At 70.9% G+C, this 23,759-nt stretch carries 20 protein-coding genes and 2 pseudogenes; 9 read left to right on the forward strand and 13 right to left on the reverse strand.

The window, feature by feature from the left end:
• The first annotated feature begins 44 nt into the window (after positions 1–44).
• Positions 45–1,730 carry an NAD(P)H-dependent oxidoreductase subunit E gene (locus CES90_RS25445; protein ID WP_189786502.1) on the forward strand — a complete coding sequence of 562 codons (1,686 nt, stop codon included), beginning with the start codon at positions 45–47 and terminating at the stop codon, positions 1,728–1,730.
• Positions 1,727–4,402, forward strand: coding sequence for a formate dehydrogenase subunit alpha (fdhF, locus tag CES90_RS25450; RefSeq protein WP_189786503.1), 2,676 nt, complete (start codon positions 1,727–1,729; stop codon positions 4,400–4,402). Before CES90_RS25445 ends, fdhF begins: the two co-directional genes overlap by 4 nt.
• 259 nt (positions 4,403–4,661) lie before the next feature.
• Here fdhF and CES90_RS49875 read toward each other — a convergent pair whose 3' ends face one another.
• From CES90_RS49875 to CES90_RS25475, 5 genes are all read right to left on the reverse strand, one after another.
• Positions 4,662–4,901, reverse strand: a complete 240-nt coding sequence (locus CES90_RS49875) for an Hsp20/alpha crystallin family protein (protein WP_229914235.1) — start codon at positions 4,899–4,901, stop codon at positions 4,662–4,664.
• Between the two features lie 250 nt (positions 4,902–5,151).
• Positions 5,152–7,881: a cation-translocating P-type ATPase gene (locus CES90_RS25460; RefSeq protein WP_229914236.1), complete on the reverse strand. Its 2,730-nt coding sequence runs from the start codon at positions 7,879–7,881 to the stop codon at positions 5,152–5,154.
• Positions 7,878–8,747 (reverse strand): potassium channel family protein, encoded by an 870-nt coding sequence (locus CES90_RS25465; RefSeq protein ID WP_189786504.1) that lies wholly within the window; start codon positions 8,745–8,747, stop codon positions 7,878–7,880. Before CES90_RS25465 ends, CES90_RS25460 begins: the two co-directional genes overlap by 4 nt.
• A gap of 118 nt (positions 8,748–8,865) precedes the next feature.
• Complete coding sequence (locus CES90_RS25470; protein ID WP_189786505.1) at positions 8,866–11,268, reverse strand: glycoside hydrolase family 65 protein; 2,403 nt, start codon at positions 11,266–11,268, stop codon at positions 8,866–8,868.
• Positions 11,269–11,324: 56 nt separating this feature from the next.
• On the reverse strand, positions 11,325–12,200 hold the full coding sequence (locus tag CES90_RS25475; RefSeq protein ID WP_189786562.1) for a universal stress protein: 876 nt from the start codon (positions 12,198–12,200) through the stop codon (positions 11,325–11,327).
• Between the two features lie 336 nt (positions 12,201–12,536).
• Between CES90_RS25475 and CES90_RS25480 the strand changes: the two genes are divergently transcribed.
• The gene (locus CES90_RS25480; protein ID WP_189786506.1) at positions 12,537–12,938 is read left to right on the forward strand and encodes a Crp/Fnr family transcriptional regulator; all 402 of its coding nucleotides are present in this window, start codon (positions 12,537–12,539) and stop codon (positions 12,936–12,938) included.
• Positions 12,939–12,963: 25 nt separating this feature from the next.
• Positions 12,964–13,092: pseudogene (locus CES90_RS52450) on the forward strand (CBS domain-containing protein); the annotation flags it as partial.
• A gap of 64 nt (positions 13,093–13,156) precedes the next feature.
• Here the strand turns inward: CES90_RS52450 and CES90_RS25485 are convergent.
• Positions 13,157–13,330 (reverse strand): hypothetical protein, encoded by a 174-nt coding sequence (locus tag CES90_RS25485; RefSeq protein ID WP_308437910.1) that lies wholly within the window; start codon positions 13,328–13,330, stop codon positions 13,157–13,159.
• 49 nt (positions 13,331–13,379) lie between these two features.
• Positions 13,380–14,303 (reverse strand): DUF1918 domain-containing protein, encoded by a 924-nt coding sequence (locus tag CES90_RS25490; RefSeq protein WP_189786507.1) that lies wholly within the window; start codon positions 14,301–14,303, stop codon positions 13,380–13,382.
• A 144-nt stretch (positions 14,304–14,447) separates the two neighbouring features.
• Here CES90_RS25490 and CES90_RS25495 point away from each other — a divergent pair, with 144 nt between their 5' ends.
• Positions 14,448–15,125 carry a CBS domain-containing protein gene (locus tag CES90_RS25495; protein ID WP_189786508.1) on the forward strand — a complete coding sequence of 226 codons (678 nt, stop codon included), beginning with the start codon at positions 14,448–14,450 and terminating at the stop codon, positions 15,123–15,125.
• A gap of 143 nt (positions 15,126–15,268) precedes the next feature.
• Here the strand turns inward: CES90_RS25495 and CES90_RS25500 are convergent, their stop codons facing one another.
• The 5 genes from CES90_RS25500 to CES90_RS25520 all read right to left on the reverse strand — a co-directional run bounded on the left by CES90_RS25500 (position 15,269) and on the right by CES90_RS25520 (position 19,075).
• Complete coding sequence (locus tag CES90_RS25500; RefSeq protein WP_189786509.1) at positions 15,269–15,727, reverse strand: Hsp20/alpha crystallin family protein; 459 nt, start codon at positions 15,725–15,727, stop codon at positions 15,269–15,271.
• Between the two features lie 35 nt (positions 15,728–15,762).
• On the reverse strand, positions 15,763–16,050 hold the full coding sequence (locus CES90_RS25505; protein WP_189786510.1) for a DUF1876 domain-containing protein: 288 nt from the start codon (positions 16,048–16,050) through the stop codon (positions 15,763–15,765).
• Between the two features lie 10 nt (positions 16,051–16,060).
• Positions 16,061–17,452: a nicotinate phosphoribosyltransferase gene (locus CES90_RS25510; protein WP_189786511.1), complete on the reverse strand. Its 1,392-nt coding sequence runs from the start codon at positions 17,450–17,452 to the stop codon at positions 16,061–16,063.
• 39 nt (positions 17,453–17,491) lie between these two features.
• Positions 17,492–18,097: an Rv1733c family protein gene (locus CES90_RS25515; RefSeq protein ID WP_189786512.1), complete on the reverse strand. Its 606-nt coding sequence runs from the start codon at positions 18,095–18,097 to the stop codon at positions 17,492–17,494.
• A gap of 156 nt (positions 18,098–18,253) precedes the next feature.
• Positions 18,254–19,075, reverse strand: a complete 822-nt coding sequence (locus CES90_RS25520; protein WP_189786513.1) for a universal stress protein — start codon at positions 19,073–19,075, stop codon at positions 18,254–18,256.
• Positions 19,076–19,832: 757 nt separating this feature from the next.
• Between CES90_RS25520 and CES90_RS25525 the strand changes: the two genes are divergently transcribed.
• From CES90_RS25525 to CES90_RS25540, 4 genes and pseudogenes are all read left to right on the forward strand, one after another.
• Complete coding sequence (locus CES90_RS25525) at positions 19,833–20,309, forward strand: Hsp20/alpha crystallin family protein (protein WP_189786514.1); 477 nt, start codon at positions 19,833–19,835, stop codon at positions 20,307–20,309.
• Positions 20,310–20,557: 248 nt separating this feature from the next.
• Positions 20,558–20,767, forward strand: coding sequence for a hypothetical protein (locus CES90_RS25530; protein WP_189786515.1), 210 nt, complete (start codon positions 20,558–20,560; stop codon positions 20,765–20,767).
• 88 nt (positions 20,768–20,855) lie between these two features.
• Positions 20,856–21,737 carry a universal stress protein gene (locus tag CES90_RS25535; RefSeq protein WP_189786516.1) on the forward strand — a complete coding sequence of 294 codons (882 nt, stop codon included), beginning with the start codon at positions 20,856–20,858 and terminating at the stop codon, positions 21,735–21,737.
• 311 nt (positions 21,738–22,048) lie between these two features.
• Positions 22,049–23,131: pseudogene (locus CES90_RS25540) on the forward strand (PHP domain-containing protein); the annotation flags it as partial.
• 31 nt (positions 23,132–23,162) lie between these two features.
• Here CES90_RS25540 and CES90_RS25545 read toward each other — a convergent pair.
• Positions 23,163–23,597 (reverse strand): archease, encoded by a 435-nt coding sequence (locus CES90_RS25545; protein ID WP_189786517.1) that lies wholly within the window; start codon positions 23,595–23,597, stop codon positions 23,163–23,165.
• Positions 23,598–23,759: the final 162 nt, after the last annotated feature.

The following is a 23,759-nucleotide window of genomic DNA, read 5'->3' on the forward strand; positions in this document are numbered from 1 at the left end:
CTGCCCGGATTGCGGGCCCCGGTCACCCGCTCCACGATGAGGTCATGATTCCGGTGGGCTCCGCGGACCGTTTCGACGCGTTTCGGGCTTTGGCCGACCGGCGCGGGCGGCCGGGAGTCCGACTGATCGAGTCGCTGGCCGAGGTCCGGGCGGGAACGGCGGACAGCCCTGGGACGTGGGCTCCAGCCGTCGCCGCCGGTCTCCGCCTGCCCGCTGCCGCGGCACTCGGACCCGCCGGGTACTACGCGGACCTCGCCGCCCCGCACGGCCGCCGTCACGTCCGCATCTGCGCGGCGACGGCGTGCCTCGCCGCACGGGCCGGACGGCATCTCACCGAGGCGGAGGACGAGTTGGGCGTCACCGCGGGCACAGCATCACTGGACGGAGAGACGTCGCTGCAGACCGTCCGCTGTCTGGGGTACTGCTACGCGGGCCCCGCCGCGCTGGACGGCGACACACCCTGCACCGGCCCGACGCTGACCGGTCAGCTCGGCGGACGCGAGCCTCCACGGGCCCCCGAGATCCCGGCCGCCGACGACACCGGCGACCCTGTACTGCTGGGCGCAGTGGTGGCCGGCGAGCCCCCGTGGCAGGTGTGGCCGCAGGTGGTGACGGCGGGCACTGCGGACGACGTCCAGCGGGAGGTGGCCGCATCGGGGCTGCGGGGGCGAGGTGGCGCGGGGTTCCGGGTGGCCGCGAAGTGGGCGGCGGCCGGCCGGGCGCCCGGCACCGTGGTGGTGGCCAACGGAGACGAGGGGGACCCCGGCTCTTACGCCGATCGGCTGTTGATGGAGGCGGAACCGGAGCGGGTGCTGGAGGGCCTCGCTCTGGCCTGCTTCGCCTGCGGGACCCACCGGGGCGTGGTGCTGGTGCGCTCGGAGTATCCGAGTGCGCTCGCGCGGATGCGGGAGGCGGTCGGGCAGGCGTACGACGACGGGCACTTCGGGCCGTCCGTGCACGGCACGGACACGAGCCTGGACGTGGAGGTGGTGGAGGGCGCCGGATCGTACGTCGCGGGTGAGGAGACCGCTCTGATCGCGAGCCTGGAGGGGGACCGGGGCTGTGCCCGGCCGCGCCCGCCCTATCCGACTCGGCGCGGCCTGTGGGATGCGCCGACGGTGGTGAACAACGTCGAGACCCTGGCATCCGTCCCGTGGATCATCGCACGCGGCGGAGCCGAGTACGCCCGGCGAGGGGCTCGGGGCGAGACCGGGACGAAGCTGGTGTGCTTGTCGGAGCGGTTCGCCCGGCCGGGCGCGTACGAGGTGGAACTGGGCACCTCACTGTCGCGGATCGTCACCGAGCTGGGCGGCGGCCTGAAGGACGGCAGCGAACTGACCGCGCTACAGGTCGGCGGGCCGCTGGGCGGTTTCCTCGGCCCCGATGCACTGGACGTTCCGCTGACGTCCGCCGACCTCGCGGCCCGGGGCGCTGCGCTCGGCCATGCCGGGCTGGTCGCCTTCGACCAGCGCGTGGCTCCGGAGGAAGTGCTGCGGCACATCTGGCAGTTCGCCGAGGCGGAGAGCTGCGGCGCCTGCTCCCCCTGCCGTGTGGGCTCGCGCCGCGGTCTTCAGCTGGCCTCCGCAGGTATCCCGCCCGGACCTGAATGGGGGCGGCTCGCCCATGTCCTGGCCGAGGCGAGCCTGTGCGCCTTCGGACGGCGCATCCCACCCGCCGTGCACAGTCTCGCCCGCGCCTACGGGAACCGACTCGCGGGATGGGAACCATGACGGGAATCGAGGTCGATGGCGTCGGCGTCACCGTTCCCGAGGGATCCTCCCTTCTCTCGGCAGTGCGGGCGGCCGGCGCCGAGTTGCCCACGCTGTGCTCCGACGACCGGCTCAGCCCGGCCGGTTCCTGCCGTACGTGTCTCGTGCGGGCCGACGGACAGATCGTGGCGGCCTGCGTGACCCCAGCAGCATCCGGTGTCCACGTCGAAACCGCCGCAGAAGACCTGCGACAACTGCGCCGGGACGCGGTGGAGCTCATCGCCTCCGCCCTGCCGCCTCGTGCCCTCAGCGAGGACAACCCCAGCGAACTGGCCCATGCCTGCCGGTCGATGAGCATCGGCCCCGAGACGGCACAGGGCGCCGGGGGCCGGGGCGTGGACGACTCCCACCCATACGTCCACCTGGACCGTGACTTGTGCATCGCCTGCGGTCGGTGCGTCCGCATGTGCGCCGAGGTACAGGGCACCTTCGCCCTCACCCTGACCGGCCGGGGCGCAGACACTGTGATCGCGCCCGGCACCGGCGGGCCCTGGGCCGAGTCGGACTGCGTGGCCTGCGGCGGCTGCGTCGACACCTGCCCCACCGGTGCGATCACCCAGCCCGGCCCAGGGCGAGGGCTCACTTCGGCCTACCGGCCGGCCGCGACCCGTACGACGTGCGGGTACTGCGGCGTCGGCTGCTCCCTGGACGTCGTCACCGCAGGCGGCGAGGTCACGGCCGTACTGCCCGCCCGTGACGGCCCGGTCAACCAGGGCCACGCCTGCGTCAAAGGCCGCTTTGCCCACGGCTACCTCACCTCTCGCGAACGGCTCACCCGACCCCTGCGGAGGCAGGGCGGCCGTCTGGAGCCGGTGAGCTGGGAGGAGGCCCTCGGTCATGTCGCCCGAGGGCTGCGCGCGGCCGTCGCGGACGGCGGCGCGGACGCCGTGGCGGCTATCTCCTCCGCCCGCGCCACCAACGAGGAGAACTACCTCGTCCAGAAGTTCATGCGGGTCGTCATCGGTACGAACAACGTCGACAATTGCTCCCGCCTGTGCCACTCCCCCTCCGCCGCAGGACTGACCGCCTCGTTCGGGCTCTCCGGCGGCACCGACAGCTTCGACGACGTGGAGCGGTCCGACTGCCTGCTCGTGGTCGGCGCCAATCCCGTCGAAGCCCACCCGGTGGTCGGGGCCCGCCTCCTCCGGTGCGTGCTGCGCGGGGCCAAGCTGGTCGTCGCCGACCCCCGAGCCGTGGGCCTCGCCCTGCACGCCGACGTGCATCTGCGGCCCCGGCCCGGCACCAACGTCGCGCTCTTCCACGGGCTCGCCCACGTCCTGCTCGCCGAAGGACTGGCCGACGAGGAATTCCTGCGCGAGCGGGCCACCGGCCTGCCGGAGCTCACCGAGCTGCTGGACCAGTACCCGCCCCACCGGGTCGCGGAGATCACCGGGGTACCCGCCGAGGACCTTGTCTCCGCCGCCCGGCTGTACGGCCGCGCCCGGCAGCCCGCGATCGTCTACGGCCTGGGCGTCACCGAGCACGTGCACGGCACCGATGGGGTGCGGTCCCTGGCCAACCTGGCGATCCTGCGCGGCACCGTCGGCACCGACCGCGGGTACGGCGTCAACCCGCTGCGCGGCCAGAACAACGTCCAGGGCGCCTCCGACATGGGCGCGCTGCCCGACCTCCTGCCCGGCTACGGCAAGGTGACCGACCCCGCCGCACGGTCCCGCGCCGAAGCGATCTGGGGCGTACCGGTTCCAGGGCGCCCTGGCCTGCGGATCCCGGACATGTTCGCCGCTGCACGTACGGGGCATCTGCGGGCGCTGTGGGTCATCGGCGAGGACGTCTGCGCCACCGACCCCGACAGCAACCAGGTAGCCGCAGCCCTGGACGCCTGCCCGCTCGTCGTGTGCAGCGAACTGTTCCTCTCCGAGACCGCCCGCCACGCCGACATCGTCCTGCCGGTCACGTCCTGGCTGGAAAAGGACGGCACCTTCGTCAACTTCGACCGCCGCTTCCAGAGGGTCCGCCCCGCCGTGCCCCCGCCGGGTGAAGCACGCAGCGACTTCGACGTCGTTCGCGCCGTCGCGACGGCCATGGGCCTCGACATCGGCTGCCCGACACCGGCCGACGCCCTGGCCGAGTGCGGACAAGTCGCGCCCGTCTTCGCCGGCCTCTCCCACGACCGGCTGGACCGGGAGGGCGCCGTGCCGTGGCCCTGCCCGGTCACCGACCGCCCAGGGGAGGCCAAGCTGTACGAGGAGCGGTTCGCCACGCCGGACGGGCGAGCCCACCTCACCGCAGCCCCTTACCTCCCACCCGGCGAACAACCCGACGACGACTACCCACTGGTGCTGGTCACCGGGCGGCGCTGGGCCCACTACAACTCCGGCAGCATGACCCGCCGCGGCGGCAACCTCGCACTCGACCCGGTCGACTTCCTCGACCTCCACCCCGACGACGCCTCCCGGTACGGCGTCCGGGACGGCGCACAGCTCACCGTGGAGAGCCGGCACGGCCGGGCCCGGCTCGTCGCCCGGGTCAGTGAACAGACCGCCCCCGGGCAGGTGTTCTGCTCCTTCCACTTCCCCGCGAGCGGGGTGAACCGCCTCACCTCCGACCAGGCGGACACCGTCACGTCCTGCCCCGAGTACAAGGTCACGGCCGTGCGCTTGGGCGCACCGTGACCACATCCGACGAGGTGGGTCAGAGGGCCACTGGTATGGGCAGGAGGCAGCACCTCGACGCAATGGCCCACCCGCTCCTCGGGCAGATGACGCGCGGATGACGCAGCAGCACTGCCGCAGAGCGAGCGGACGGGTGACACGCTGGGCTGCCGACAGCCCATGAACACACACGTGCACGGCCGGAAGACCGGACCGGCCGCGCACCGTGGTGCGGTTTCAATGCGCACTCACGCCCAGAAGTTCCCGAGCGGCATGGTCCTCATGACGGTCTTCGCCTCAGCACCGGCATCGTGATGGTCAGGACACCATGCTTGTACTCAGCCGTCGCCTCGTCGCTCTTGGCCCCGGTCGGCAGAGGGGTGAAGTGAACGTAGCGAAATACCGCACGGCCCTGCTCACTGAGCTCATCGGAGCGTCCGGCACGGAGGGTCAGGCACCCTTCCGCGACGGTGATCTCAATATCCTCGGCGTCGATCCCCGCAAGCTCGGCCTGCGGCACGTGCCCCCCCGGTCCGCCAGACGTTCTTCGACGTGGACACCGTGCGTCGCCGGAATTTCGTCCAGCAGGGGGAATCCCGCCTCCGCCCAGTCGGACAGTCCAGGCAGTGTGCGCCGGTCGGGGAGCGGCTCAGTCGTGACGCTCATATCCAGCTCCTCCTTCTTCCCCGCTTCCAGGGTCATCTGCCCGAGCCCGGTGACGCGTGCGCCGACCGGCCCCCGCGCACGGCCCGGTCGGCCCTATCAGCCCATCAGCGACTTCCTCCCGCGCGGCTCTCGGGCCTCCGGTGGGCCCCGCCGGGTGGGCGTTCCGGCTTCAGCCGGGCCTGGAGACGCATGACGACATGGCCGAGACCGGACACCGCAAAGGCGATGGCCAGATCGGTGGGCGGGAGTGGGTCCGTGCCCAGCAGCTCCCGCAGGGGTGGCAGATAGACGCCGGCTGCCTGGAGGCTCAGTGCCGCGCCGACGGCGACCAGCAGGAACGGGTTGGCCAGGCTGCCCGGGCGGGCCCGTGAGCCGAGCGCCACGCCGAGCTGGGTGGCGCCGAGGATCAGGAACACCATGGACTGCCAGGGGCGTCCTGTCTCCCGGGCCCAGACGCCGACCGCGAGGGTCACCGTGGCGACGAAGGCCCCTATGAGCAGGATCCTCGGCCACAGGCCGGCACCCAGCACGCTCTCCTCGGGAGGCCGGGGCGGGTGGCGCATGGCGTCCGGGGCGACGGGCTCCGCGCCGAGCGCGACACCGGGCAGGCCGTGCGTGAGCAGGTTGATCCACAGGATCTGCGCGGGCAGCAGCGGCAGCGGCATCCCCAGGAACGGGCCGAGGAGCATGACCAGGATCTCCGCTGTACCACCGGCGAGCGCGTAGAGCAGGAACCGGCGTACGTTCGCGTAGACGCGGCGTCCCTCCTCGACGGCGGACACGATGGTCGCCGGGTTGTCGTCGGCGAGCACGAGATCGGCTGCCTGGCGTGCGACCTCAGTGCCACGTCGTCCCATGGCGACGCCGATGTCGGCCTGCCGCAGGGCCGGGCCGTCGTTGACGCCGTCCCCTGTCATCGCCACCACCTGCCCGGCCCCGCGCCACGCCTGGACGATGTCCAGCTTCTGCTCGGGAGTGGTCCGGGCGTAGACCCGTACGTCTGTCAGGTCGCCCGCTGTGCCTTCACGAATGCGTCCGCCGGTGGTGACTTCCTCGTCGCGGGTGGCGATGCCGAGGCGCCCGGCAATGGCCCGTGCGGTGAGCGGGTGGTCACCGGTGATGAGTACGGGGACGATGCCGGCCCGTTTGCAGGCGGCGATGGTCGGCTCGGATGCGTTGCGGGGCGGATCCAGAATGCCGACGAGGCCGAGGAGTGACAGGCCCGATTCCCACGTCGGGGGCCGCTGCACCGGATCCTCGTGGTCGGCCGAGGCGACGGCGAGCACACGGTACCCACGGCGTGCCAGCACCTTCGCCTGTGCGGCCGCCCGGGCGACGACGTCGGGGGCGTCGGGGGCGTCGGGGGCGTCGGGGGCGTCGGGGGCGTCGGGGGCGTCGGGGGCGTCGGGGGCGTCGGGGGCGTCGGCCAGAATCTGCGGCCGGAGCAACGATTCCGGCGCGCCTTTGCACGCGACCAGTACTCCGCCCTTCGGCCGACGGTGCACGGTCGTCATGCGTTTGCGGTCGCTGTCGAACGGAATCTCGTCCAGCCGCGGCAGCTCGCGTTCCAGCGCCGCCCGGTCCAGCCCGAGGCGGGCCCCGGCCACCAGCAGAGCGGCCTCCGTGGGGTCGCCCAGCGCACTCCACTCCGTGGAACCGTCCGGCGGCTCCAGCGCCGCGTCGTTGCACAGCATCGCGATCCGCAGCAGTGCGGCCAGGTCGGGTGCGTCGTCCGCGGTCACCGTCTCGCCGCCGCGGACGACCCGGCCCTCGGGGTCATAGCCCGTACCCACGACCGCTGCCTCGCCGCGCGGCGTCCACAGCTGCTCGGCCGCCATCCGGCCCTCGGTCAGGGTGCCCGTCTTGTCGGTGGCGATCACAGTCACGGAGCCCAGCGTCTCCACCGCCGGCAGTCGGCGGACGATGGCATGCCGGTCGGCCATCCGCCGCGCTCCCAGAGCCAGGGAGAGTGTCACAACAGCGGGAAGGGACTCCGGAACGGCCGCGACGGCGAGGCTGATCGCCGCGACGATCATCAGCTCCACGGGCTGCCCGCGCGCCAGTCCGAGCGCGAGGACCACCGCGCACAGCGCCACGGTGACGGCCGCCAAGGTCCGGCCGAACCTCGCCAGCCGGTGCTGGAGCGGAGTCAGGCCGGGCGCGGCGCCCATCAGGGAAGCGATCCGGCCGAGCGCGCTGTCCGCACCGGTGGCCGTGACCACGACACGTCCGCGGCCACGGACGATGACCGTGCCCGCCGACACTGGCCCGCGCGCATCGTCACCGTCGGGGACCTTCTCCACGGGAACGGACTCACCTGTGAGCGAGGACTCGTCCACCAGCAGCATCGCCGCGGCCAGCACGTCTCCGTCCGCGGGGACGATGTCCCCCTCGGCCAGCAGAACCAGATCACCCGGAACCACCTCAGCAGCCGGGATGGAACGTTCCTCGCCGTCCCGCACCACCCTGGCCGCGGGGGCGCTCATCGCGGACAGGGCCAGCACCGCCTGTTCCGCCCGTACTTCCTGTACGACGCCGACCACCGTGTTCACAGTGATCACGAGCAGGATCACGGCGGCGTCGGAGAAGTCGCCGGTGGCGATCGTCAGGGCGGCGGCCACGAGCAGGACGAGGATCAGCGGGTCGCGCAGTTGCTGCAGGACCCGCCGCCACACCGGGATCCGCGGCTCCGAAGGGATCTCGTTGGGCCCATGGAGCTCCAGTCGCCGCGCGGCCTCGTCCGACGACAGACCCGACGGACCCACCCAGGGAGTCGCGCCTCGTGGGCCGCCGATGTCCGCGTCGGGCCTCCGGCTGTCCTTACGCCGGTTCACGAGGCCCGCCCGTGGTCGGCGGCATAAGCCGCGAAGATGTCCGCCGGTGCACCACCCGTGTGGAGAAAGCGCTGGTCGAGAATGGCGGCGAGGTCTTGGAGAGCGCCCGCGAGTAGATCGCCGGCCAGACGTACGTCTGGCCGCCCCGCCGCCTGTCCGCGCTCGGCGAGAGCAGCGGCGTAGCCGACCATGGCCGCCAGCGACGAGTGGTCCTCCCCGTCATGGAAGTAGTACGCCTCGGCGTACTGGGTGAAGTCGATCCGGACGCGTACGACCTCGGTGGCCAGGCTGTCCAGCAGGAGGGCCCCCGCCGTGCAGTCGATCTGCTGTGCCGTCGGGTTCGCGTCGCGCAGCAGCGCCAGGCGGACGGCCAGGACCCTTCTGCGAGTCAGAGCCGGGTAGATCTCCAGTACCCAGGAGACCGTGGCCGTCAGGAGGGCGAAGCCGACAAGGGCCTCCAGCGGCGAGACCAGGCGGAGCCAGCCCTCGCCCGGCGAGATGTCCCCCAGCCCCAGGGTGGCGACCATGACGAGCGACAGGTACACGGAGTCGAGCAGCGCCGGCTCCTGCGCCGCCTTGGAACCGGGCGAGAAGGTGAAGGCACCGGGCATGTGGGGCCAGTAGACGATGGCCCAGCCGAGGACGACGGTGGCGGCCCACATGCCCACCACCGTCACCATGGCGAGCGGCCCGACCAGCCCGACCACGCGCCTGCGGGCGCGGAAACGCTGAGCCAGTCGCCACAGCGCCGTCATGACGAGGCGGCTCAGGCCGCCGTGGCGGGTGGGGTGCCAGAGGGTGTGGAACAGGTCCCGCAGGGTGACCATGACGAGGCCCGCGCCCATCAGCGAGACCAACCATTCCATGTGTGTCTCCCACAGCCCTGTCTCTTCCCTGAAGCCGAACCCCCTGATCTCGGAGCGTAGGCTGACGGCAGCACCGCCGCAGGGCCGAATCGCCGCGGGCCGGGTCGCATCCCATGCATCAACTCGTCGGCAGCGCCAGCGTGCAGGTCTCTCCGGGCGCGATGGTCACGGCCCGGTCGGCCAGCACCACGCGGATCGGTGACTCCTCCGAGTCGGGCACACGGATCTGCAGCTGTCCGCTCCGGCGCCGTACGCCGACCCCCCAGTGACCGCGGTAGCGCAGCGAGAACCCGTACTCGGAGAGCGCTGGAAGCGGCACCGGGTCCAGCCACAGGGCGTCCTCACGGGTCTGAAGACCCGTCAGGCCGCGCTGGACCAGGTCGAGGGTTCCGGCCATGGCCCCGAGGTGGATGCCTTCGCCGGTCGTGCCCCCCTGGATGTCGGCGATATCCGCCTGCAGGGCCTCCTGAACGTAACTCCACGCCTCAGCCCGTCTGACCCTGGCGAGGACCAGGCCGTGGACGACCCCGCTGAGTGTGGAGCCATGGCTGGTGCGCTGGAGGTAGTAGTCGACGGTCCTGCGCCAGACCTCGTCGTCCAGGTCGTACCCGAGACGCCGGAACAGATCTCGTAGTTCCGCGGGTGAGAACAGGTAGCCCAGCATGAGGACGTCGGCCTGCTTGGACGCCTTGTAGCGGTTGACCGTGTCGCCCTCGGCCTCGAGGATCCGGTCCAGCCGCCGGATGCTGTCGTACCGCGCCCGGTAGGCGTCCCAGTCGAGCTCGGCGAGGTCGTCGTAGCCCTCGAACTGACTGATGACACCCTGGTGGAACGGCACCCGCAAGCGCCGGGAGACCTCCTCCCACTTCGGCAGCTCGTCGCCGTCCAGCTGGACCCGGTCGAACAGTTCCTCCCTTCGCCATGCGGGGAGGCGCCGCAGGACGTCCAGGGCACGGTTGAGCACCCAGGCGGCGGTGACGTTGGTGTACGCGTTGTCATCCAGCCCTGGGAGGGCGGCATCCGGGTAGCCGTCGTGGTACTCGTCGGGTCCCACGACGCCGCGGATGCGATAGCGGTCCATGTCTGTGTCGAAGACCGCGAGGTCCGCCCAGAACCGGGCGATCTGCACCAACATCTCCGCACCCCTGGTGTACAGATACTCCGTGTCACCGGTGGCCTCGCCGTATTGCCACACGTTGTAGGCGATCGCCGAGCCCACGTGATGCTGGAGCCTCGAGTGATCCGGCAGCCAGCGCCCCGAGCGGGGGTTGAGATGCCACTCCTGTGTCTCCTCACGTCCGTCGCTGCCGCTCTGCCACGGGTACATCGCGCCGGCTCTGCCGTTCTCTGCGGCAGCCCGGCGGGCCCGTGGGAGGCGCCGGTACCGGTAGTCCAGCAGCGCCCGGGAGATCTCCGGGAAGTGCAGGTTGAGGTACGGCAGGACGAACAGCTCGTCCCAGAAGACATGGCCCCGATATGCCTCGCCGTGCAGGCCCCGCGCCGGCACGCCCACGTCCAGGTCCCCGGTGTGCGGTGACAGCGTCTGCAGGACGTGGAAGAGGTGGAAGCGCAGGACGCGGCCGGCCCGGCCGGGCACCTGGATGTCCGCGCGCCGCCACAACCGCTCCCACGCCGCGGCGTGCGAGTGCAGCAGGGCTGAGAAGTCCGCTGCCGTGGACACCCCGTCGACCGCCGCCTCCAGCGGGTCGCTGATCGCCGTGTCGCGTGAAGTGTGCAGCGCCACGGTCTTCTCCACGCCGACGGGTCGGCCAGGAACGATCGGGACCACCAGGCGGTGGACGGCACGACGGCGGGCCGGGCGAAGCACCGACGAGGCCGGAGCGGGACTGGTGACGACCGTCGTCCGAGCGGCCATGGCCACACCGATGTCCGAGGTGCTGGTCCGGCAGCTCAGCCACACCGTGTGGGGCTTCTGCGCCCCGGTCCGGACACGGGTCACATGACTCCTGTTGAGAGCGCGGTAACGGTGCACATTGCCGTTGATCACCTCACCGTCCAGACAGGACTCGATCTCGATCTCTCCCGACCAGTCCTCGGCTGTGAAGACCGTCCGCAGCGCGGCCAGGTGAGGGTCGCCCATATGCACCAGACGGGTCTGCTCGACGCCGAGCACCCCGGCGGCGTCGTCCCGGTAGCGGAATGCGCGGGTGAGCGTCGCGCGGCGCAGGTCCAGGGTGTGGCGGTAGCCCATGAGGGCGTGGGTGTCCGGGGAGAACCACGGGCCCCATGCGCCCTCGGCGCGGCGCACACGGAACCGGAGGAACAGCCAGTTCGGGAGGTTGACCAGGTCCTCATTCACCACCTGCCGCCCCGCCACGGTCGACTCCAGCCGATTGAAGCATCCGGCGACATAGGTACCCGGGCAGTGCACCAGGCCCGCCCGGGACTCGGGCACCGCGCCGCGCGTGGCGAAGTAGCCGTTGCCGAGCGTGCAGAGCGATTCACGCAACCGCTCCGCATCGGGGTCGTAGCCCTCCCACTGCCACATCCACTCCGACATCCGCCGCCCTCCCCTCTTCTCCACACGCCGTGGGAGCCTGGCCCGTGCAGCGAATCTCAGGCCCGCTGGGGGATGATGGCGACCGGGCACTGGGAGTGGTGCAGCAGGGCGTGGGCGACCCTGCCGAGTTGCAGACCGAAGTGTCCGTGTCGGCGCAGAGCGCCGATGACGATCAGGTCGGCGTCGGCCGATGCCTCCAGCAGGACGTGGTGGGCCAGACCTTCGACCGGTCGACGGTGCACCTCGACGCCGGGATGCTCCTGCACGGCCTCACGGAACGCGTCGGTGAGGCGGTCCGAGGCCCTTTCTTCGTGCACCCCGGTGGCGACCACGATCAGAGGCTGGTCCTCCAGATGCCCGTGGGCCGGGCGGCGCCAGGCCCGTACGGCCGTCAGGGCGCAGCCGCGCACCTCGGCCTCGCGGAGGGCGAACCGCACAGCGGCCGAGCCGTCGGTGGAGTCGCCGACGCCGACCACTACCCGGCCGAAGGAGCCCTGTCGGTTGCGCTCCTCGCCGCGGACCACGACGACCGGGCACACGGCACGGGCGGCCACCGTGAGGCTGACCGATCCGAGCAGTATCCCGGCGACCCCGCCGCGGCCGCGGGAGCCGGTGACCAGGGCGAAGGATTCATGAGCCGCGTGCAGCAGCGTGGACACGGCGTCGTCGGGCAGTACGTCGCTGGAGACCTTCACCTCTGGGTTGCGCAGCCGGGCGCGTTCGGCTGCGGACGCGGCGATGTGCTGGGCCATGACCTCTTCGGCCGGACGGTCGGTGCTGAAGGAGGGGCGGCCTGCCTCGTACCGTTCCCACAATGAGGCGTAGACGAGCCGCAGAGGCAGCCCGAGGCGCGCCGCCTCGTCCACCGCCCAGTCCACGGCCTGCAGGCTGGAATCCGATCCGTCGACTCCCACGACCAGCGGGAGCTCCATGGTCACCACCGCCCTCCGGCCCGGCCACTGGCGCAAGCCCTTGTCAATACCGTCGCACCACTGAGGATGCGTCGCGACACATACACCGCTCTCGGAGAGAGACCCCACCTTTCGGAGGGAGACCTCACCCAGGTTGCACTGTGCCGATTTGCGACGATTGTGGAGACATGTGGCCTGGAGAGTGAGCGGGGTGCCGCTCCTCGCAGCACCGCCACGCCGTCGCACCGGCGTGGTACGAGCCCGCTTCCGCTTCCAGGTCACGGTGAAGGGAAGGCGATTGTGGCTGCGAGGACCGGGATTTTCGGTGCCCTGACCAGGGAACATCGTGAGCAGCTCATGTCGCTCGCTCGTGAGGTGTCGTTCGCGACCGACGAGCGCATCTTCAACGAGGGCGGGAAAGCCGACCGCTTCTGGATCATCCACACGGGCACCGTCACACTTGACGTTCGCGTGCCCGGCCGCCGCGCAGCGGTCATCGAGAGTCTCGGTGCCGGGGATCTGCTGGGCTGGTCCTGGCTGGTTCCTCCCCGTCACTGGCACATGGGCGCCCAGGCTGCCAGCCCGGTACGCGCCTACGAGTTCGAGGCCGCTGCGATCCGTGAGCTGTGCGGGAAGGACCCGGAGCTGGATCACGCGCTGTTGACCTATGTCGTCGGCGTGATCGCGGACCGGCTCAGGTCTGCCCGGGTGCGGCTGCTCGACCTGTACGCGCCCCACGGCGCCGGCGAGGTGCCCTGATCGAGGCGAGACGAGGAGGCTCTGACACATCCGCGACACCTCGCTCATCTCGGTCGCCGTGCGCCTCGTGCGCGCCGTGGAGGGCGTCGTGGACGTTCAGCCGCAGCTCACCGGCCATTCAGCTGATCGGGACACGCCCGGGGAGACTCAGTGATCCGGGTGGGAAGCGCGGCGGCCGTCGGTTGCAGTCCCTCAGCCGGTCGGGGCCGGATGGCAGGTCAGGGCTGGATATCGAGTACGTCCGACACCGGGCGGCGCGGTGTGCCGGGGCCATTGGGGCCGTATCCCAGGCGCAGGAGCATCTGGGCGTAGCCCGCCCCGGTCATCACGTCGCGCAGCGGCCGGCGCAGGTCGGTCCGTTCGAGGGGCTGGGTGGCGAAGGAGCCGGACACACACTCAAGGGTGGCCAGCAGCAGCACACTCTTCGGTGGCCGTTGCCGCCTACTGGTCGGCCGGAGTGATGCGGCGGCCTGTGAGGCTCGTGGGCCGGATCGACACCCACATGTCGCGTTCACCGCCCGCCCATGGCGTGGTGTGAGCGCGCTGGGTGAGCCCGCGCACGGCGTCGGGCTCCGTGACGACGCTCGCGGGGCCGACTGCGAGCACACTCCAGCCCTGGCTCATCGCCTCGTCCACGTGGTCGACCTCGAAGGCGACCTCCGTGCCGACAGCCGCCGCGGGCACGGAGTCGGGCGCGGTCCGGAAGGCGATCGCGTCGTCCACGACTTCGTAGTTGACCGGGACGACCGCGGGGCGGCCGTCTGGCGTCGACGCGGCGATGCGACCCACGCCGTGCGTGGACAGCAGGTGGCGGCATTCCTCCGGGCTGAGGTCCCGCAGCTGCGGATGCAGCAGTGCGTGACCCTGACCGGGTGGCAGGTCGACCCCTGCCCCGCGCAGGGCCGTGGCGGTGGTGCCCAACGCGTCGGCCAGCCTGAGGAGAGTCGCCACGGTCGGGTCAGCCGGCTGTTCCTCCAGGTACGCCAGGTAGTCCGGCGACATTCGGGCGCGGCGGGCCGTTTCCTCCCGGCTGAGCCCGTGCCTCCGGCGTTCGACGGCCACGCGCCGGCCGATGTCGCCGGGGTTGGGTGTCCCGGCCGGCGGAGCGATCGCGGACACGGCCTGCGCCTCGCCCGTGTCCGGCTGGGAAGACCCGCGGGTGGTCCCGGGCTGCCCGTGCTCCACATGCCGGATGTGTGCGTCGGGCCCGGGGAACACGAGCGTCACCTCGTCCGTGTCCGACCAGCGCACGTCGTAGGGGGGCGTTCCGTCCTCATGGTGGAGTCCGACGATCTCGCCGTCGCGCCTGGTCGCGCCGGTCTTCTGGCTTTCGATGACGAGTTGGTCGCCGAGGTGAGCTCGCATGATCGCCGCCCTCTCCTCAGAATGGTGCTGTATCCAACGTGCCACGCGCGACACGCCGCCGCATGGGACGACCGGCCCGCATCCGCAGGGACGGGCTGAACCGACTGGATGTCAAGCGGTCACAACCCGGACGGGAGAGGCGACATGCAGCACCGAACGGTCGCGGAGCTTATGACCCGAGACGTCGTCAAGGCGCGGCGCGACCTGCCGTTCAAGGAGATCGTCAGGCTGCTGACGGACAACGACGTCACCGCTGTGCCCGTGGTGGACGACCGGGACCGCCCCATGGGTGTGGTGTCCGAGGCGGACCTGCTGCGCAAGAGCGCCGACCAGGCCGACCCGTCGGGCAGGGTCCCTGTTCCGCACCTGGAGGCATGGGAGCGGGCCAAGGCCGAGGGCTCCCGCGCCGAGGAACTGATGTCGGCTCCCGCCGTGTGCGCGCGGCCGGAGTGGAGCGTGGTGGAGGCCGCCCGCCTGATGGAGGCCCAGCACGTCAAGCGGCTGCCCGTCGTCGACGAGACGGACAGGCTGCTGGGCATCGTCAGCCGACGGGACTTGCTGCGGATCTTTCTGCGCCGTGACGACGCGATCCGCGACGAGATCACCGAGGATGTGCTGCGACGCACGATGAGGCTTGCTCCCTCGGAGGTGACGGTCGAGGTGCGCGACGGGCGGGTCGACCTCAGGGGCTCGGTCGAGTTCAGGAGTCTGATCCCCGTCATCGAGCGGCTGTGCCGGAGCGTCGACGGCGTGGTCTCGGTCGCCGAGCACCTCGCGTACCGGACCGACGACGCCCAGCGGTTCCCGACCACTGCCACCTGAAGGGACCGTCGGAGCCGGCGGCTGGGAGACACGCGGGACCGTGGCCGTGCGAGGCCGACGGAGCCGACGGCCCTCGCACGGAGGGAACGGGCACTCGCCTGCCGAACCCGGTAGTTGGCCCCGGTGGACGGCCCCACCCCGGCTCAGCCCGTGATCTCGATGCGGTGCGCCTTCCCCGTCTCGGTTTTCGGGACACGCACCGTGAGGACTCCGCTCGCCAGGTCCGCGCTGATGTGCTCCGTGTCGGAGTTCGGCGGCAGAGTCGTGCGGAAGTCGAACTTCCCCATGCGGCGGGTGTGCCTGCGGACCACCCCGGTTTGTTCCTTCTCCTTGATCTCACCGCGGATGTCGAGCTCACCCTCACCGACCTCCACGGTGATCTGGTCCTTGTCCACGCCGGGAAGCTCCAGTTCCACCAGGTAAGCGTCCTCGGCGTCCACGACATCGGCCAGCGGCGCCCACGGCTCGGCCGTGGAGAACTCGGGGTAACCGCCGATGGGAAAGACAGCGTGCATGAGCTGGTCCATCCGGGTACGGAGATCGTCCAGCTCATGCAGGGCCGCCGAGAGCCCACCTCTGCTGTGATGTGCGTGATGTGTCATGAGTGATCCTCCTTGACTCGGTGTGCCGCCGTCGGTCATATGGGCCATCCGGCGACCTGACGGGCGCTCGGCCGGGGCGCGCCCACGCCCTCGATGTCGCGCTCGGCGATGTTCAGCAGCTGTTGCGCGAGGTCGTTCATGGCCCGGCCTGCCGCCAGTTCGTCGCCGATCTCGGGCACGTTGGTGTCCGCCGGGTGGCAGTGCGCGGTTCCGTTCCCGGTGAGCGCCGTGGTGCCGGTGTCCAGCACCACGTGTGCCTTGGTGGTTCCGTCGTCGTCTTCGAAGAGGTGGAGCCGAACCTTCCACTCCGCCGTGTGCGGCATTGTTTTCTCCTCACCTCGATACGGATCCATGCGGTCCGGACACGGTTCGTTCTGGGACCGAGGACCGTGCGGACGCCGCTGCCGTCTGCTCCTCGATGTGGCGCCGGACGCGGGCGGCGAGGGCGCTGAGCCGCTCGGAGGCCGTCGCCCGAGGCGCGACCGGCGCTCGGATCCGTCGGGCCGGCGACGGCAGCCGACCGAGGTCCGCCGTGAATCTCTCCCGGCACTCGTTGAGCGTGGGCCTGGTGCCGGTGCGTTGCCCGCCCCGCATCACCGTCTCCAACAACGGCCTGCCACCTTCGGGGGGGTGCTCTTCGGCCAGACCGATCACGTCGGCGTATCCGGGGCAGCGGAACACCTGCTTGGGACCGGGTGCCGTCACTTTCGCCGACGACAGCTTCATCACCGGTCGACCGTCGTACTCCACCATCTTGTACGCCGAGTCCAGATACGGTGCGTCGGCCGAGACCCCGACGCGGGTGCCGACGGCGTAGGTGTCGATCGGCGCTCCCGAGCGGATCAGGTCGTCCAGCGCGTACTCGTCGAGACCGCCGCTGGCGACGATCCGCACCTCCGGCAGGCCCGCTTCGTCGAGGACGGACCGTGCCCGTACCGCCAGCGCCCCGAGGTCGCCGCTGTCCAGCCGTACGGCGGAGCCGGGCCCGCGATCCAGGTCCCGCAGGACGCGCGCGGCGACGCGGACGCCCTCCTCGGTGTCGTAGGTGTCCACCAGCAAGGTCACCGGCCCCGGGTGCGACCGCGCGAAAGCGCGGAAAGCATCTTCCTCCGTTGCGAACGCCTCCACGAAGGAGTGAGCCATCGTGCCGACGGCAGGGATGCCCAGGGCGGTGGCCGCGGCCACGTTGCTGGTTCCGGCGAAGCCGACCATCGCGCCGAGGCGGGCGGCCTGGAATCCGGCCTGCGGACCGTGGGTCCGCCGTAGGGAGAAGTCCACGACCGTATGCCCTGCCGCCGCGAGGACGCACCGTGCAGCCTTCGAGGCGATGGCGGTCTGGTGGCTGAGCTGGTTGAGCACGTACGTTTCGGCCAGCTGCGCCTGCGGGAGAGGCGCGGTCACCTCCAGCAGCGGTTCTCCCGCCAGCATGATCCGTCCCTCCGGCACCGCCCGCACGTCGCCGGTGAACTCCAGGCCGAGCAGGGGCTGAAGATCCCGCCGCGGCCGATGCACCGCGGACGCGAAGGCGTCGACGTCCTCGGGACCGACATGAAGGCCGGACAGATAGTCCAGGACCGACTCCAGCCCCGCAGCGACCAGGAAGCCGCGCTCGGGAGGCAGGTCGCGAACGAAGAGGCTGAACGTCGCGGGGCCGTTCATGCCCTCCTGGAGGTAGGACATGGCCATCGTGACTTCGTACAGATCGGTGGTCGTCGCATCGGACATCGGCGTCGCCTCCTCGGCTCCCGTCCGGGTTTCCCCCCGTCACCGGCGGAAGCGCCCGGACCACAGGGGCTCGACCAAGTCCCACTCGGCGTCCCACTGTGCGTACCTTCTCCGGTCCAGCACATGGCGCATGCCTGCCCGCGCCGCGAAGAACCCGGCGCCCACACCGACCGCGGCCATACCGCCCACGAACCAGCCGGTGGTCGTCGCGTTGAGCTCGCTCATCGGCGGACTGGTGAGGCCGCCGTCCCGGTCCACCCACACCCGCACGGTGGCGCCCTTCGGCGTTCCCGACTTCACGAGGGTCGTCCCCGTCCGCACCGTGCCGTTGTCGTCGGTCCAGCGGACCTGCGCCTGTTGCTTCCCATCTGTGGTGACGCCCTTGACGTCCGACGTGAGTCGGGCAGTGACGTCCTGCCGCTGCGCCGACTGGGCTTGCACGGTGCGCATCGACGACTCGTACGCCGTCGTTCCCGCGCTGAGCGCGGCCACCGGCAGGCCAAGGACGAGGACCAGCATCAACAAGCCGCGGAACCAGGACTCGAACTTGTCGGACGTACGTCGCAGAGGGTTCGTCCCCTTTGACGCATGGTCCTGGCGCGGCGGGGGCGGACCGGACGCGTGCGGCGGATTCTGTGCACTCATGACTCGGCCTCCAGCAAGTCGCTGGTCCGTTGCCCCCACCACTTTGTCCCATCATCGGACGGGACCCGGCTCCGGTCGTGGGGCCGAACGTCCCTGCGGGGACGACTTCCGACCCCCGTAGTGACCGACCGTCGACGTCCGTCGCCGCCCGTCCGGTCATATCCGGGGAACGACCGCGATCGGGCAGGGCGCGTGATGCAGTACCGCATGGTTGATCAATCCCAGTTGCAGGCCCAGGTGCCCCTGTCGTCTGCGGGCGCCGACGACCAGCAGGTCCGCCTCGGAGGCCGCCTCCAACAGGGCCTGGCGTGCCGGGCCCTCGATCACCAACCGGCTCACCGGGGCGTCGCGGTACCGCTCCGACGCGCCGCGCAGGGCGTCGTCCAGCACCTGGGCCGGCGGACGGCGGTGGGCCTCCAGGGCGTACCAAGACGGGGCTTGAGGTGTGGTGAAAGCACCGAGCGGTGCGCTCCAGGCGTGCACCGCCACCAGCCGGCAGTGCCGTACATGGGCCTCGCGGAACGCGAACTGCACGGCCGTGCCGCTGCCCTCTCCCTCCTCGACACCGACGACGACGCTCCCGAACCGGCCATCCCGGTGCTCTGCCGCGCCGCGCACCACGACGACCGGGCAGTCCGCTCGCGCCGCCACGGCGAGGCTGACCGACCCCAGGAGCATTCCGGCGAGGTCTCCGAACCCTCTGGATCCCAGCACCAGCGCAAAGGCGTTACGCCCTATGTCGACCAGGGCGGCGGTCGCGTCCTCGTGCAGCACCTCGCTCGACAGCCGTACCGTGGGAGCACATGCCCTGACACGTTCCGAGGCGGAGTCGATCACGTCGTACGCCTCGTGGTTCCGCGCCGCCGCGTGCAGGAGGTGGAGCGGCACGCCGTGCCGGGCGGCTTCGTCGGCGGCCCAGTCGACCGCCTCCAGGCTCGCCTCGGACCCGTCGATGCCGACCACCAGGGGAATCGTCACCGCCCGATCTCCTCTCGGCCGGATTCCGCGTCTCCGGCTCCCTCCGGTCCACATGCGCCGCGGAGGGGATTGGGGTACTCCCCCTCCACGCCCGGCATGTCGGCGACGTCCGGACCATCCACACCGTGGGACTCGTTCAGCGTGGTCCACCCCCATCCAGCTTCGTACGTCACGGAGGCCGCCGCCATGCAAACAGCCGTCATGGTGTGTGGATCGCGTACGTCGACCAGGCCCGTGCCGGGCTGCGCCCGGACCCCACTGCGGCCGTTCCGGCGAACGCCTCACCGCTGAGTTTGACGACGACACGCACATGGCGGCCCACGGCTCTCCCTCCACGTACCAGAGGGTGACCTCGCCGTATGCGGTACGGGTCACGGGCCACCGTGCAGAGGGCCTCACGTGATCGCCCGGCCTTACGGACAGGCACACGACCATGCTCGGGTGGCTCTCCCGGCGGCGCACCTCGCCCACGGACCCCGATGATTTCCCTTGCACGTGACGCCGGTGATGCCGTGCAGCATGCCTTGCTGCTGAGCGGATCCGTCCGCCCTGGCATGGAGCCCATAGGGCGGGAACGGACTGCGGGGACGAACCGCACCTACCCTCGCAAGAGAGTGGCTGCCCCCCAGTGCTGCGAGTGGGAGTGGTGACAGAGGGCTGCTGCCACAGCGGCTCGATGGTCGATTCGCGGGGTGAGGTGCGGGCGCGCAGCATGGAAAGTGACCCGATTGCCGTCGTTTCGCGGAGGTGAACCGCGATGACTCTGCCCGTACACCGTCGGCCTGGCCAGCTCCTGGAACGGCCCTTCCACGCGCTGGGTTGGGGCGAGCCGATCGCCGCCGAGTTCGACGACCTCTTCGAGCGGATGAACCGTTTCCTGGAGGCCGCGAGTACGGCCCCCGCCGTCAGGGCCTTCTCGCCCCTGGCCGATCTGCACGAGAACGACGATGCCTACGTGGTCGAGGCGGAGCTGCCCGGGATCAAGCGCGAGGACATCGACGTCGAGATCAGCGAGCGGGAACTGTGCATCACAGGAGAGTACAAAGAACGCGAGCGTGAGGGTGTCATGCGCCGCAGCACCCGGCGCACCGGACGCTTCGAGTACCGGGCCCTGCTGCCGGCCGGCGTCAAGGCGGACGAGATCACAGCGACGCTGGCCGACGGGGTGCTGACCGTCACCGTGCCCAAGGCCCAGGCGGCCAAGCCCAAGCACATCGAGGTCACCCAAGCCTGAAGCCGCTCAGGCGCACGCTATAAGCGGTGACGGCAGGACACGGCTGCCGGGGGCGACCAAGCGGCAGTGCTCCCCCATGGCTGATCAGTCTCCCGAAGGCGCTGCCCGGGTTCTGGGTCCGCGCACCGTCGCCGCCAGGGCAGCGGAACCGTGTGGCCACAAGGGGCCCACCCTGCACAGGGCGGATTGATCGCATGTTGGACCGCGTCGGCCCACGGTCCCGTCACCGCCTCGAAAGGAGGCACGACATGGTGCAGCCCCATCCCGATGAATCCAATGCCACACCCGGACCGGAGGCCCGGATGAGCCGACTGGAGGCACAGGTCGCGACCCTGGCTGAGGCCGTCCGGGTACTCGCCCGTGGCCTGGAGAACATCCCGTCGGAGGACGTTCCCCCCGAGGAAGCGGCCCGCGGTGCACGACTCGCCCACGAACTCCTGATCTCCCAGGGCCTGTAGGCGCTCCCCGGCGCGGAAGAAGCCGATTCGGCCGCCGGTGACCGACCGGGCCCGATGCGCCGGTCGAAGAATCCATGGGGAGTCAGCAATGGTCCATGCACAAGGACGAAGCCCGATCGTGGTCGGCCTCGACCCTGATCCCGGCAGACGCGCGGCGCTCGCCTGGGCCGCCGACGAGGCGGACCTGCGCCGCCTGCCCCTACTTTTGGTCCTCGCACAGAACGTGCCGACCCCCGGATACCGGCCGACCGGCGGCCGGCCGTCCTGGGAGGAGTGGAACGAGGCACTGCACGCCACGGGCGACAGCGTGCTGAAGGAGGCGGTGGCCTTCGTCGAGTCCCGGGGTCCGCAGATACCGGTGTCCGGGCTGCTGGCCGAGGGGCACCCAGCGTGGGTGCTGCGTGAGCAGGCACAGAACGCCACCATGGTCGTGACAGGTTCCTGGCATCTGAGTCCTCTCCAGGAGCTCTTCACCTCCGCCGCCGTCGCCTTGCCGCTGATCGCTCACACACCCTGCCCCGTGGTGACCATCCCCGAATCCGAACACATCACACAGGAGCCCCCGTACTTCGTGGTCGGAGTCGACGGCAGCCCTCATTCCGCAGCCGCCGTCGACTTCGCCTTCGAGGAGGCCGGGCTGCGCGGCGCCGCCCTGCGGGCCCTGTACGTCTGGCACCCACCGCGGCTCGGAGTCCTGGACGAGGACACGGCCGTCCAGGAATGCCGCCGGCTGCTGTCGGAGACCGTCGCCGGGCGTACCGCCGCCCATCCGGAAGTGGAGTTGCACCACGAGGTCGTAACGGGCCACCCGGTACAGGTGCTGGCCACGGCGTCCGAACACGCCCTCGGTCTGATCGTGGGCACACGTGGGCACGGCGGCTTCACCGGCATGCTGCTGGGCTCCGTCAGCCAGGGCGTGCTGCACCACGCCCGCTGTCCGCTCATCACCGTCCCGCCCACCAACCAGTAGCACGCATGCAGCGGGGCAGCCCCTCGCCGGTCACCCGCAGGACGTCTCGGCTGGGTGCGCGGAGAAGTGACCCGCACATCGCCCGACGCGGCCCCGGTTCGAGCGGCACACCGAGCATCGGCTGGCACTGCCGGGGAAGCGGCAGCCCATGCTGCTGCCCGGGCGGCCGTCCTCACCATGCGCGCGGTGCTCACCGGGGGCCGGAACACGGAGCCTGGCGCCGGACGCCAAGAGCGCCCGGGCGCGCGGCAGGCAGGGCCATGCCGCCCGTGCGCGAACAGCACCACCCCGGCCGCGCCCTCGGGCACGGTCAACTGCCCTCCACTGCCGAGGTCATCGCACACGGGTAGAAGAAGACCTCGATCCGTACCGTCAAGGGCGTCCAGGTCGAGCTGCGCGTGGTTCGACCGGACGCGTGGGGCGCCGGGATGCAGTACTTCACCGGCTCCAAGGCGCACAACATCCGCACCCGCACCATCGCCGTCCACCTGGGGCTGAAGCTCTCCGAGTACGGCCTGTTCGAAACCGACGGCGGAAACCGGGTCGCCTCCCGTTCCGAGGACGAGGTGTACGCCCGGCTCGGCCTGCCCTGGATCCCGCCCACCCTGCGCGAGGACCGGGGCGAGATCGAAGCCGGCCTGCGCGGCGGGCTTCCCGAGGTGGTGACCGAGCGGGGCATCCGCGGTGACCTGCACACCCACACCGACCTCACCGACGGCCTCACCCCGCTGGAGGAGATGGTGGCTGCGGCCGCCGAGCGGGGCTACGCCTACTACGCGGTCACCGACCACGCGCCGAACCTGTACATGCAGCGCATGACCGACGAGAAGATCCTCGCCCAGCGCAGGCAGGTACGGTCACTGGACGGCAAGTACCACGGAATGCGGCTGCTGCACGGAACCGAGCTCGACAACGGCCCCGAAGGGGAGGTCGACTAACCCGACGAGTTCCTCCACGGATTCGACATCTGCGTGGCTGTGGTGCACTCCCACTTCAACGTCGGCCGCAAGGCGATGACCCGGCGGCTCGTGCGCGCCTGCCAGAACCCCCACGTCAACATCATCGGCCATCCCACCGCCCGGCTCCTCGGCAAACGGCCGGGCATCGACGCCGACCTCGACGAGGTGTTCGCCGCCTGCGCCCGCACCGGCACGGCCCTGGAGGTCAACGCCCAGCCCGACCGCCTCGATCTGGGCGACGAGGACATCCTCCGGGCCAGGAGTCACGGGGCGAAGTTCGCCATCGACACCGACGCCCACTCGTTCCCCCAGCTCGCCTGCCTGCGCTACGGAATCGGCACGGCACAACGCGGATGGCTCGCCCCGGACGATGTGATCAACACATGGCCGATGCGGCAACTGCGCCGGTTCCTGCGCAAGGAGCGGGCGGATTGAGGCATGAAGCGCCCTGGCAGCTGATGTGGGCTCACACGTCGAGCGTCACCGAGCACCTCCAGCCCTCCGGACCTCGGGTGAAGACGAGTTCGTGCAGCGTGACCGCCTTCGGCGCGGCCCCCGTCACCGGAAGCGACCCGGCATCAGCCATCCGCAGGCCGCACCGCAAGCCGCCGGTGACCGGGGTCAGTTCCACACCGACGGGTACCTCGCCCTCGGTGTCGAGCCAGTACACGACCTCTTCCAGCAGGGTGACGAGCACATCCTCGTCCCTGTCCGCCCGTATCACGACGTCCCGTCGGCGGGCATCGGTTGCTGCCGTCAGGTCCACAAACGACTCGCAGACAGCCCGCACTGCCTGCGTCAGGCATTCCTCGCGCGTTGGGGCCCATGCCTGCACCCGTAGGTCCGCGGTGTGCGGAACACTGCGATGCCCGGCGCTCAGCGCGGAACTCTCCGGTTTCATCACACCCCCGCTCTCCCCTCATGAGGTGCCAGGAACGACTTGTGCCTCCATCGTCGTCCTGCGGGGAACGGCTCGCGCGTCGGCCCGGCCGAGTTGTCCCAGGTGCATGGTGGCGCGGCCGACACGAGAATGGATAGCTGTTCAGGGCGTCACAGGGCCCGG

The organism is Streptomyces capitiformicae (assembly GCF_002214185.1).
GTDB classification, from domain to species: domain Bacteria; phylum Actinomycetota; class Actinomycetes; order Streptomycetales; family Streptomycetaceae; genus Streptomyces; species Streptomyces capitiformicae.